Here is a 12,061-nt window from a genome sequence, read left to right as displayed (position 1 = left end):
TATTTCAATCCACGCCCCCTACACAGGGGGCGACTACCTAGCGAAGAAGTCCTTATTTCCCAACGCTTCCCGACTTACTTTTCGCGAACCTCCCTGCCAGGACAAAAATATATACAGCAGCCCGCATAAATCGGCTGCCATAAAACATGTTTGATACATCTTCGCCCTACATAATCAACACCCCCTCTGCTTGATATCCAGGCTTTGCACCAAAGTGTTCTGCCTTCTCCTGATACTTGTTACCAAGGTTGTAAAAACGCAAACTATCCTTGTTTGTATCAATTATTTCCAACAGTTGATGCTGCATCAACTTATATTGAGCCTCATCCAATACACATTCAAAAACAGAATTCTGTACTCTTTGCCCATACTTGACGCAGCACTTAGCTACGTTACGTAGCCTTTTCTTGCCGCCTTCTGTTTCCGTATTCACATCATAAGTTACCAGTACCAGCATTTTCTACCTCACTTCCACAAAAACGCCGGATATTCCTCCAAATCGCCCCTAAGTGTTCTGGCCAACAGTAATGCCTGCACATAGGGCACCAGTCCCCATGAAATCTTCTCTTCTAAAAATGGATGTAGCATAGTGTCGCGTTTCCTCTCCTGCCACTCCTGCAAGAATCTTTTCCTGCCAGTTTCATTAAGTAGGGTAACACCATTTTCCTTCTCATCAAAGTCCGCTGGCTTCACCACGCGGTTATTGATAAGTGTCAGAACAAATCGGTCAGCATACACAGCCCGTAACTCTTCCATCAGATCCAGCGCTAGTGAGAACCTTCCCGGACGGTCACAATGGAGAAATCCCACATAAGCATCCAGTCCCACGCCTTCCAGTGCCGATGCACAATCATGCGCCAATATGGTATAGGCAAAGGACAGCATGGCGTTCACTCTTCCAATGGGCGGCCTCTTACTGCGACCTACAAATTTGAACTGCGCCTTATTTTGTAAAATCAGGTCATCAAAGACAGAGAAATATGCACTTGCCGCATTTCCCTCTATCCCACGCAATATCTCTGCGCTCTGTGCTCGCCTGGCTTCCCTTACTGCAGACTTCAGTTCATTGCTTACGTCCTGTATCTTGCCTACATCCACATTGAGAGGGTGATCCCTCTTGGCACGCTCCAAAACAGTTCGTGCATTGAACATCTTCCCTGCGATAAAATTTCTGGCTAACAGGCAGCTCGCTTCTTCATCTTCGGATATATGGTATTGCTTCTTTCTCAGCAACACGTTGCCTGGATTCTCACCGCAAACTCTGGCTAAGAATCTGCCGTGTGGGGATAAAAAGCACATGCCGATTCCGCGCTTGGCACATTCTCCCATCAAGAAAGGACTGGCACCTTTATATCCAAAATACAAGATGTTTTCCAATGTAAGCAACGGAACTCTTCCCAGGACCTCATCTTCCCGCTTTACCACGACATTTTCATTTTCCAGGGCAAGATAAGTGTCTTCCGTCAGGATAAACAGCGTATTCAAAAGCCGCCTCATACTACATATCCTCCACACAGGCTTCATAATATGATTCTACCGACCGCTTTTTGGATAACTTCGGCAAACAAAGTTCTTTCAATGAGCACGAAGTGCATTTTTTGCTCGATTTCGCCTTAGGCGTATATCCACGCTCATAGTAGCCATGCATTTCCTCAAAAATATCTCTGACATCCTGTCTCATCTGCTCTGTGAAAGTAACTTTTTCTCTCCTATGAATCTCGTCATAGAAGAGATTCCCTTCAGAAATCTCACAGCAAAGCATTTCTTCAAGGCACATAGCTTGTGCACAAAGCTGCAAAGCATCTGATTCATCCATTTTAGGCTTGCCACGTTTATACTCCACAGGGCAGGGTTGCCATAAGCCCTCACGCCCAAGCAGCACTGCCCCTGATTCTCCCTGTGTGAATTCCACTACATCACACTGTCCAGTCACCCCCATGCTAGGAGAAAATAAACGCATCCCCCGGCAAATCAGCAAATCCTGCCTTTTCTCAGTAAACTTCTCATCATGACAACGCTCATGGACGATTTTTCCTTCTACAGTCCGAAGATTTTCCTGCCACTGCCACTCTACATGAATGAGAGCCCACTGACGACGGCAGAAGACGAAATGCTGTATGCCGGAAATCATCAGATAATCTTCTTCATTGTATCTTCTCATATCATCTCCGTACAAGTAACACCAGTCGGCATAGCCTCTTTGTCGATGCTAATCTCATAATCTCCATAAGAGCGTGCCGGTTTATCAGTGTCGCGTCTTTGGATATGCACTTTCTCAAAAAGCTGGTATGCAGGAGCATTACCAAGCTCACTCTCATGCTTGAATACTATCAGTTTTCGCACAGCCATATTACCACGAGCTGCCGAATGATCCATATCAAACATATTGATTATAGCTTTCCACAACAAAGACAAATCATCTTCACTAAAACCTGTAGTTTTTATAGCCAGATTAGCAGATATATATCCTTCTACACGGTAAAGAGCATACGGAACAACAAACTTACGCCCCAACATGGTATTCTTACCGCTATCCAGTTCTCCTTCCGTAGCTACAGTAAGGCGTGAAATGCTGATTTCTTGTGGCATAATAGGATCAATGCTACGTGCAAATCCGAACTGCACAGGTCCGCGCACTTGACCGCAGTTTAATTTCGCATTGACAAATGTTGTCATAACAGCACCAAAAGTTCTGATATCAAAGAAATTCTGACACATGAAATCTCGTATCTTGACATCAACATCTGGGTCTTTCTTTTTAATATCCTTAATCTCAGATTCCTTAATCCCTAAATAATCATACGCTTCTTTATTATTCCTTTCTAACGGAACACGTTCTTTTACATAAATACGATACCCCGCCTTACCATCACAGGCAGCTTCCACATAATTGCGAATTTTCCTCTTCAGACATACGTCCGTCACCAATCCATGCCCAGTTTCCTGATCTATACGCGGCATATTACCTGCATCCGGATCACCATTAGGGTTTCCATTTTCGACCTCAAATACCACAACGAAGTCATACCGATTTTTTATAACTTCAGCCATTGTCATTCTCCTCCTTTTTTGCATACCTAGCCTGTGTTTGGTGATAATAGCCTAAAATGAACATTCCCTGCTCTTCCAATGGCAACATTTTAGGTATTTCTCCAGCTGTCAGTTTATCCATCAAGGAAGTGAGCTGCTTTTCAAAGCGTATTTTTTTCCAATCCTCCAATTTACGGAGATGATGCCCCGCTAATTTCTGCAAAATCGGAAAAATCCTCGCTGGCGTTGCGCAAGCAGAATCAAAGTATCTATCCTTTATAGTTGTGTTTATACCATTATTAGCTTCTGATTGGATATGCTCCCAAACAGCAAATATACGTCCCAAAACATAAGCAACATCATTTTCGTTCTCATTTAATGCCACAGTTATCCCCCTCTTTCTGTATCGGCGGCATAAATACGCCTTTATTATCGCACAACGTTCATAAGTTATTTTGTACTGTGGAGGACTTGCCTCAGAATCATCCTGTTCAGCCCGAATACGCAAAATAACATATTGAAAAAGTGATGCTGGATAATTTCCTCCCATCAATATTGATTTTAGTACGGCTCCTGACAATAATGGCGATGCCGATTTATCCTTAGACTTAGGCGACACAGTAGCCAACAGCATCAACCATAAAGGAATATGTTTTTTCTTCCTATATGCCGGACATATGATTTGCAAGTCTTCCATATGCCTCATTATATTTTTCAATATTTTGCCAAAATTTGAGACAAAAAAGAATCTAACTGACAATCTCGCAGCATTAGGAGACAAACCAAGAATATAAAACCTGTTATCGTAATCTATTGACAACCCTTTATAGTCTATAGGTTTATCCTGTTTTACAGATGAAAAAATGTAGTCTAAAGTTTCTTCATCCATAATATCATCATCTTGGAAACCGAAGCCTCCAAAACAGTCCTGATAAATTTCATTATTCTTTTCCGCCCAATAAACAACCGTTGTATCTCCGAAAACCTTAACATGACGACTATCTGCTAGTAAGGTGTTCAATGCTGTAGCATAGGCAAAAGCTGCATATTCTGATACAGGTGCATTCATCCCCTGCCCATTATTATGGCCATATGATTCATATGCCGGCGCATTGAACGAAACCAACGATGCACCAGATGATTGGGCATTTCGCACACCTTTAATCGAGGGATGCAAACGTGCTATAGGACCTATCTCACCTGTCACCAAGCATTGCCTTTTGTCAGATTCAGCTTGTACTTCACAATATTTTTTCCATGCCTGTTTAATTCCCTCATCGTTATTTGCCAATTCATCTCCAAGCATAAATGTTAAATTACCTGCCTGCATGATTTCTTCTAATTCATCATTCAATGCCGTACAGGAAGATATTTTGTCTGGCTCCCAATTAGAAAAAAAGTTCTTAATTGCAACAGCCATATCGGACGAACAATTTGACAATACTTCTTGGTGTAATTTAGATGAAGCCTGGAAGCACTTCTCACTACGTTCTTGCTTTCCTTTATTATCCACCCCCAATAAGTATCCGGAATTATCACATATAAACTGTGCCACTATCCCACTTGCTCTCTTTGACTGTTCTGGCACCAATAGTTCCTGCGGAACTAGCAACATCTTCTTGCCCCGCTTCTCTTCGTTACGCAAATCAAAAACCTGAATTATATTTCCATCCATGTCCAAGCGCAGAGCAAACGATACCTTGGCCAAACTCCACCCTTTCCTTGGTACTTTTCCTTCCTCCACCAAATTTTCATAGTGTCTAACCAAAGCCTCCAGCATTATTCATACACCTCCGGCTTTGTTATATCCAATACACCATTCTTCAACACGGCTCTAAAAAATAATGGTTTGATATCATCAGGATTAGAGTAGTCCATGTCGTATAGCATAAACCCCAAATCTTTTTCCTGACCGGGGTAAGCTGTTTGTATATCATTTGCCTCGTAGGGCCGAACCTCTGCCACAAATTCACGACACCCCAGATAGGGCATATGATAACATTGCCCCTTTCTCAGGCGGCGCTGAAATATTTCATGAAACTTAGCCGTATTATCTGTTGCGTTAGCCTTATCTGTCATAACAAAATGTGCATCAATAACATAATGCACATCTTTCAATACCATCGCTGCCCTCTGCTGGATATTTTCAGATGTAGCAAGACACAATTCTCCCCCCCCTTGATTCATAGTTTTCAGAACATTCGCAGCAGAAATCTTTGCTTTGACTTCATTACGTCGCACATTGTCAAACTTGATTGGATTAAGAACATAAATTCTGTCAATTTTAAACTGCATACCTGGGTGCCAAAAAACAGCCTCCAAGATTCCTCTTGCAGCCGAAGGAGTCATGCAGTCATAGCTAACTCTTTCTACTTTCATTTCCGGTCGTGAAAACAACGCATATTTTCCCCTCACATCAACTCGGAATCCGAAACTCACTTACGTCACCCCCGTATCATTTTTCATTTGTGTTTTATTGTATATGATACTACTACCCGCTATTTCATCTGTCAATAGCCAAAATTAAAAAAATTTGGTATCATATATAAGAAGTGTCATCGACAATGTCGATGTGGATTGAAATATTTGCGTTTTTATTGTATCACGGCACAGCGGGGTGTGGAGATTACTCTACACCCCGCCTACTTTTGTAGCTAGAACATTATGCCCTGCCCGTCTTCAACCTCCTGTTTCAACCCAACAGATTCATCATATCTATCCGTGTGAGCAAGTATAGCCACAGTTTCATCCAGCACATCTACCATACAGGCTGCCACCAATTTCTCAAATGGACTGCTCACTTTGCCACAATACACATTTACCATGTACTGCCCAGCCTCACGCATCAGCTTGCGCGACCTTATGCCCGCACGTAGCTGACGTTCCATCTCCCTGCCATCCTCATCGTAAGGAATAAGCACTGGCCTGGTTGGAGTCTCGATCAGCACAAAATTTTCTGCCAGCTTGGCGAAAGGCATATTCTCCTTTCTAACCAACTCCATTATCTTCTTTTTATCCAAACCACCTCCATCGAGTTTGTGAAGAAATTCAAAATAGCTACTTATGGCTGTCGAAGCCCCCAGATCCTCGCCATGGGTTTCAGCCACATATTCCGTGGCACCACGGCAGGCCTTTATGTTCTGTTGCGCATTTCTTAAAGCCTTGTCTGCCCAGGCAAACACATACACCCAACTATCATCCCTATCATTACGCCCCTCCCGGTTGCAACGACCTGCAGCCTGGACAATGCTGTCCAGACCTGCCAGTTCTCTATACACACAGGGGAAATCCACATCTACACCAGCTTCTATCAAACTGGTAGATACTACCCTGCATGGTTTGCCACTTGCCAACGCTTCGCGAATTTTCTCCAGTACGCTCCTGCGATGCCTAGGACAAAGATTAGTTGACAAGTAAAATACTCCATCCTCAGACTGTAGTTCTTCATATAGCAGTCTCGCTGCCTTTTTCGTATTGACAATACACAGCACCTGCTCTATCTTACATAACCTTGAGGCTATATCCTCCACAGTCACCATCTCGTCAAGCAACTGAATCCTATTTCGTCTAAAAAAATCATAGTTTTCAACCACATTATGACATATTTCCCTGATGTCACGCTGATACTCCTTATAGAATATCTTATCCAAGGATGGCTGTGTAGCAGTACAAAGCACAGCCGTCACCCCATAATGCTCGGTCAACTCATTTATAGCTGCCACACAAGGCAGCAAATAATCAACGGGCAACATTTGTGCCTCATCGAATATAACAACGCTTCCTGCTATGTTATGCAATTTACGGCACCTGGATGTACGGTTTGCAAACAAAGATTCAAAAAACTGGACATTAGTTGTCACAATCAAAGGAGCATCCCAATTTTCTGTAGCCAATTGCCAACGCATCAAGTTGTCACTCTCAACAACTTCCTCTTCACCTTTATTATCCTGACGACGATATTCCGCATTGCAGTGATGCTCAATAATATTTTCATTCCCCAGTATATCTCTGAATACTTTTGCATTTTGTTCAATGATGCTTGTATAGGGAATCACATATATAATACGTTTCTTTCCCATGCGCACCGCATGATGAAGCGCAAAAGCCAGTGAGGACACGGTTTTCCCGCCCCCTGTTGGTACAGTAAGGCTCCACAGTCCTTCATCCGCAACCAAATCACCATTACTTATGCACTCTTCCAATATCTTGCGACGGCGCTGATTGATTGGTTCCCCATATCGTTTTCCATTCTTGTCAAGATAATGTTTCGCTATATATTCATCCAATTTCCCTTTCAACGTTTCTATTGTGTCAAACCCACCTCTGGTCACCTTATCCTCTTGCATAAAATCTTCCGTGTCAAGGAAATCCGCATCCACAAGGCAGGAGAAAAGCATACGGATATAAAACTGTCCTGCGAATTTATCACGCCCTAAAGTGCCAATAAGCGAAGATTGCCCTCTATCCTCCGTTTCTTGAAACTCTTCGCGGTATGACCTATAGTCAGGTATTTCTTTACCCGGTCTCCGCTTCATGCGTCCAAAAAAATTTCTACTCTCAGTCGTATCGACTTTTGCATTCCCGCCATCCATAAGTCCGCCATGATGCCCTGCCACACAAAACGCTGACGGTACAGAAATCTGACACCTCTTTGCCATCAACTCTATAGCGCCTGCAGTAGAATGATCTACCTTCCTGCCGCCACCACGTTGTAAATATTCTTGAAATTCCGCCGAATACTTGCCTATATCATGGTATAAACCAACGAGTTCTCCTGCCTCTTGCTCTCCAAAAGCCTCCGCAAACTCCCCCGCTCTCTCACTTACTCCCCGCAAATGAGCTATCAGCAGTTGCTCCCGGCCATCTTCTTGATTTTTATGAGCTAGATATGCCATAAAAATATATCCTCACAAAATATCCATATTAATTTCACAATATTGCAATCATTATATTCATAAGAAGGCTGCAGTCTCCCCGCAGCCTTAATAATGTTCCTTACAATGCGCTATTTTCGAAATAATCATTGACATTTTTGTAAAACAGCTTGGTCTCCTTGCACCTTTCCCTCACCTGCTTCAAGTCTCTTTATAGCCGCCCTCAAATGACGTTGATTCGCTTCGCTATAGAAACTGTCTGCCCTTATCTCAAAAGGAATGGAGCCAGTGCGCACGATAGCCTTAAGCAGCATGGTATAGACCGTAGAGAGTGTCAGTCCCATCTGCTCGCAAAGCACCTCTGCCTGTGCCTTCAGTTCTGAATCCACCTTCATAGTTACAGATACAGTTTTCATAGACACCACCATATTCTCATACCATAGCGTTGCATATTCACTGCACTTGTATTATTCAAGATGTTTTTACGAACTCCTCTACACTCCGCAACAAAAACCCCGTCATTTCCTCCATCATAAAATCAACGAAAATCCTGCTGTCCTCCTCATCCTGGCTTTTGGCCAGAGCCTCTATATACCCAGCCTTATGCTCCTTCAGCAAGATGCTGGGCAATAGCCCCCGCTCCATCTGCAGCATATTCATCAGCAGCCTGTAGGTTCGGCCATTGCCATCTACCCAGGGGTGAATGGACACCAGCCGGTAGTGGGCTTCAAAGGAAAAGGCGTACACAGAAGCCTCATCCTCATAGTTGCTTTGCCTTGCCTCATTCAGCCATGAGCAAAACTTCTCCAGTTTCCCAGGCACTTTCTGATAAGAAGGATATGTCTTGCCGCCCCGTCCGGCGCTGACATTCACCAGCCGCAGATCTCCTGCCGAAGAATCGAAATCCCCCAGGGCAGTGTTATAGACGCTGCCGGTGTTCCTCATCACCAGCGCCGAGAGTTTCTTCAGATAATCCACGGTAATCTCCGGCTTCTCAGGCACCTGCCTGGCAACAAAATCATAAGCCCGCTTCAGGTCAAGATTCATCAGCTGCTCAGTCAACGTACGGCCACCGGGCACAATATCTTCGTCAAACATCAAGGTGTTCTCGATTTCCGTGACCGTAGACCCCTCGATAGCGGTGGAATGCGTGACCAGAGAATACAGGTACAGTTTATGGAAGTCAAATTGCTCCCCTATGCCCAGTGAATTGAATTTTTGCAAAGCCTGGTTCAGTTTCTCGTAAACACTGTTCATCAGACTGACCTCTCTCCTCTTGCAAGTATTGTTGTATCCGCAATAGTCACCAAATCCAAGAAGTTTTGCGGATATAACCGTAAAAACTTCTTGCTTCTTCCATGTTCAATTCTTCACCAATTCCACCGGCGACAGCACTGCTGCCCCCTGGCTGTTCTTGAAGATATCTGCCCTGACGCCGAAGACATTCCTGATGAGGTCTACTGTAAGGATCTCATCCGGGCTGCCCTGGGCAAATAAGGCTCCCTCCTTGATGACCACCAGCTCATCTGCATACTGCAGGGCGTGGTTGATATCGTGGAGCACCATGATCACGGTCATTCCGTATTCCCTGTTGATGGACTCAATCAGGTTCATGACTTCCAGCTGATGGGCTATGTCGAGATAAGTGGTGGGCTCGTCCAGCAGCAGGATTTCAGGTTTCTGGGCCAGGGCCATGGCTATCCAGGCTCTTTGGCGCTCGCCGCCGGAAAGGGTCATGACCTGCCTGTCCTTGAAGGACTCCAGTTTTGTCACGGAGAGAGCCCATGCCACGGCTTCCCGGTCTGCCCTGGCATCCTGGCTGCCGCCGTGCCAGCTGCGGTAAGGGAATCTGCCGTAGTCCACCAGCGTGCCCACCGTGGTGTCAGGGGGAGCCTGCAGGCCCTGGGGCAGGATGGCCAGCTTCTGGGCCAGCCGCTGCCTGCCCATCTTGCGGATTTCCTCACCGTTCAGCCTGATGGCCCCCTCGTAGGCGTGGTTCAGGCCGGAGATGGCCCGCAGGAAAGTGGACTTGCCTGCGCCGTTGGGACCGATGATGGCAGTACGCCTGCCCAGGGTGAATTCCAGGGAGATGTCCCGAAGAATGGCCTTGCCCTTGATGGCAACCTTCAAATGGCTGACGCGGAACCCGTCAGGCTTTTTGCTTTGCTCGCTCAATGGTCACAGCTCCCTTCTCAGCAGGAACAGGAAGAACGGGGCGCCCAGCACCGCCATGATAATGCCCACAGGCAGTTCCACGGGAGAGAAGGCCACCCGGGCAAAGGTATCACTGAAGGTTACCATGCCCACTCCCAAAAGGGCCGTCCCCGGCAGGAGGAAGCGGTAGTCAGAGCCTATCATGAGCCGGGCTGCATGGGGCACAATGAGGCCCACGAAGCCCAGCAGCCCCACCACGGAAACGGCGCTGGCGGCCAGCAGGGCCGCTACGGACGTGAGCAGCAGGCGGGTGAGCTCCACCCGCAGCCCCAGTCCCTTCGCCAGCTCGTCCCCCAGCTGCAGGATATTGATATGCCGTGCCGAGGCAAAGGCCAGAAGCGTCCCGCCCAGAGTATAGGGCCAGAGCATAGCCACATGGGGCCAGCTGCGGGCAGACAGGCCACCTACCATCCAGATCAGGGCGCTGTGTACCCTGTCACTGTAGAAAATCATCAGGGCGGAAATCCCCGCCCCCAAAAAGGCCGACACTGCCACACCTGCCAAAATGATGCGTATGGGCTGGATGCCGTTCTTCCAGGCCAAGAGGTAAATCAGCACCGCCGCCCCCATGGCCCCCACAAAGGCCGCAGGGGTAATGAGGAAGCCGTACCCCGGCAGGGCCAGCATCACCAGTATGCCCATGAGCCCCGCCCCGGAGGAAATGCCGATGATATGGGGGTCAGCCAGGGGATTCCTCATCACCGCTTGTAAAATAGCCCCGGACAGGGCCAGATTGATGCCCACCAGCGCCGCTACCAGCGTGCGGGGCAGGCGTATGTTCATCAGGATCTGCTCATGGGTGCCGCTGCCCCCGGCAAAGAGGGTCTGCCACACTTCCAAAGCGGGTATCTCCACAGAACCCAGGCTGATGCTGGTGAGCATGCCCAGCACTGCCAAAACAAAGAAGGCCGCCAATAAGACGACCTTTCTTATCATCATATTGACGACCTCCTGTCAATTCTCATTCCTTAAAATGCTTCCGGATAGACCAGCTTGGCCATCATTTCCACGGCTTCCGGATAGTGAAGGCCGGGACTCAGGAGGAACAGGTCCTGGGCCAGGTAGAAGACCTTGCCCTGGCGCACCGCCTCCACGGACTGCCAGGCGGGGTTCTCCGCCATGGTTGCGTCCATGCTGGCCTTGATTTCTTCCAATTTGCCCATGCTGGTGACGAACAGCAGCTCGGGATTCTTCTCCACCATGGTTTCCAGGCTATAGGGAGCAGAATCTGGATCCTTTTCCAGCGGGGTCATGTCCCCTGCCACATTCTCCCAGCCCAGCATTTCAGCCACTGAACCTGCTATACTGCCGGAAAGCTGCACAGTGAGCCCCTGATTGGTGCTGTGGATGACAGCCACCCGGCGCTTCTCCTGCGGGATTTTCTCCTTCACGGCCTGGATTTTCTTGTCCATAGAGGAAATAAGGGCCTCTCCCTTTTCCTTCTCCCCCGTAAGCTGGGCAAAGAGAGCCACTTCCCGCTTCACGTCCTCGTAGCTCTTCATATCCACCACCAGAGTCTTGATGCCGCTGGCTTCCAGGGTTTCCACCAGTTTCTCATTCATGCCCTTGTTGATGATGACCAGATCCGGCTCACAGGCCAGCACTTTTTCCACATCAATCTGGTAGACCTTGCCCACACTGGCCTTATCCTTGGCATAGTCCGGCATCTTGGTCTTGGAGTCCGGGCGGCCCACTACGTCGCCCCCCACCTCGTGGAGAGGCTCCAAAAAGGAAGCAGAGGTAACCACAATGCGCTCCGGCTTTTTCTCCAGAGTCACTTCCCGGCCCAGGTCGTCCTGCACTTTGGCAAACATCTGGTTTGAGGAATTGTCAACAGACTGCTGACTGCCGCAGCCTGATAAAGCCAATAAAAAAGCAACGCACACTGTGGCAAACAGGAGCCTTCTTATATCACCCATCTTTTCCCCCTTCCACCGTCTTCG

The 12,061-nt window shown here is 47.1% G+C and carries 12 protein-coding genes; all 12 read right to left on the bottom strand.

Translation table 11 applies throughout. The annotated features are described in order from the left end of the window. Positions 1–166: 166 nt before the first annotated feature. Positions 167–457, bottom strand: a complete 291-nt coding sequence (gene cas2, locus BLW59_RS12540) for a CRISPR-associated endonuclease Cas2 (protein WP_074698066.1) — start codon at positions 455–457, stop codon at positions 167–169. Positions 458–465: 8 nt separating this feature from the next. After that, positions 466–1,497 (bottom strand): type I-C CRISPR-associated endonuclease Cas1c, encoded by a 1,032-nt coding sequence (gene cas1c / locus BLW59_RS12535; RefSeq protein WP_074698065.1) that lies wholly within the window; start codon positions 1,495–1,497, stop codon positions 466–468. Position 1,498: 1 nt separating this feature from the next. After that, positions 1,499–2,161 carry a CRISPR-associated protein Cas4 gene (gene cas4, locus BLW59_RS12530; protein ID WP_074698064.1) on the bottom strand — a complete coding sequence of 221 codons (663 nt, stop codon included), beginning with the start codon at positions 2,159–2,161 and terminating at the stop codon, positions 1,499–1,501. Continuing rightward, positions 2,158–3,051, bottom strand: coding sequence for a type I-C CRISPR-associated protein Cas7/Csd2 (gene cas7c, locus BLW59_RS12525; RefSeq protein WP_074698063.1), 894 nt, complete (start codon positions 3,049–3,051; stop codon positions 2,158–2,160). The genes cas4 and cas7c overlap by 4 nt, the downstream gene beginning before the upstream one ends. Next, entirely contained in the window at positions 3,044–4,810 is a 1,767-nt protein-coding gene (gene cas8c, locus BLW59_RS12520; RefSeq protein ID WP_074698062.1) for a type I-C CRISPR-associated protein Cas8c/Csd1, read from the bottom strand. Before cas8c ends, cas7c begins: the two co-directional genes overlap by 8 nt. Beyond that, entirely contained in the window at positions 4,810–5,469 is a 660-nt protein-coding gene (cas5c, locus tag BLW59_RS12515; RefSeq protein WP_074698061.1) for a type I-C CRISPR-associated protein Cas5c, read from the bottom strand. Before cas5c ends, cas8c begins: the two co-directional genes overlap by 1 nt. A 215-nt stretch (positions 5,470–5,684) precedes the next feature. Beyond that, entirely contained in the window at positions 5,685–7,925 is a 2,241-nt protein-coding gene (locus BLW59_RS12510; RefSeq protein ID WP_074698060.1) for a CRISPR-associated helicase/endonuclease Cas3, read from the bottom strand. A 125-nt stretch (positions 7,926–8,050) separates the two neighbouring features. Continuing rightward, positions 8,051–8,320 carry a type II toxin-antitoxin system RelB/DinJ family antitoxin gene (locus tag BLW59_RS12505; protein WP_074698059.1) on the bottom strand — a complete coding sequence of 90 codons (270 nt, stop codon included), beginning with the start codon at positions 8,318–8,320 and terminating at the stop codon, positions 8,051–8,053. 55 nt (positions 8,321–8,375) lie between these two features. Then, positions 8,376–9,161 carry a Fic family protein gene (locus BLW59_RS12500; RefSeq protein WP_074698058.1) on the bottom strand — a complete coding sequence of 262 codons (786 nt, stop codon included), beginning with the start codon at positions 9,159–9,161 and terminating at the stop codon, positions 8,376–8,378. Positions 9,162–9,266: 105 nt separating this feature from the next. Continuing rightward, complete coding sequence (locus tag BLW59_RS12495) at positions 9,267–10,079, bottom strand: ABC transporter ATP-binding protein (RefSeq protein WP_074698057.1); 813 nt, start codon at positions 10,077–10,079, stop codon at positions 9,267–9,269. Between the two features lie 3 nt (positions 10,080–10,082). Continuing rightward, positions 10,083–11,054, bottom strand: a complete 972-nt coding sequence (locus BLW59_RS12490) for a FecCD family ABC transporter permease (RefSeq protein ID WP_074698073.1) — start codon at positions 11,052–11,054, stop codon at positions 10,083–10,085. A gap of 32 nt (positions 11,055–11,086) precedes the next feature. Beyond that, complete coding sequence (locus BLW59_RS12485) at positions 11,087–12,037, bottom strand: ABC transporter substrate-binding protein (RefSeq protein ID WP_074698056.1); 951 nt, start codon at positions 12,035–12,037, stop codon at positions 11,087–11,089. Positions 12,038–12,061 lie beyond the last annotated feature (24 nt).

It is taken from the genome of Selenomonas sp. KH1T6, assembly GCF_900108415.1.
Classification (GTDB): Bacteria; Bacillota; Negativicutes; order Selenomonadales; family Selenomonadaceae; genus Selenomonas_B; species Selenomonas_B ruminantium_A.
This window is presented reverse-complemented; position numbering and strand designations above follow the sequence as displayed.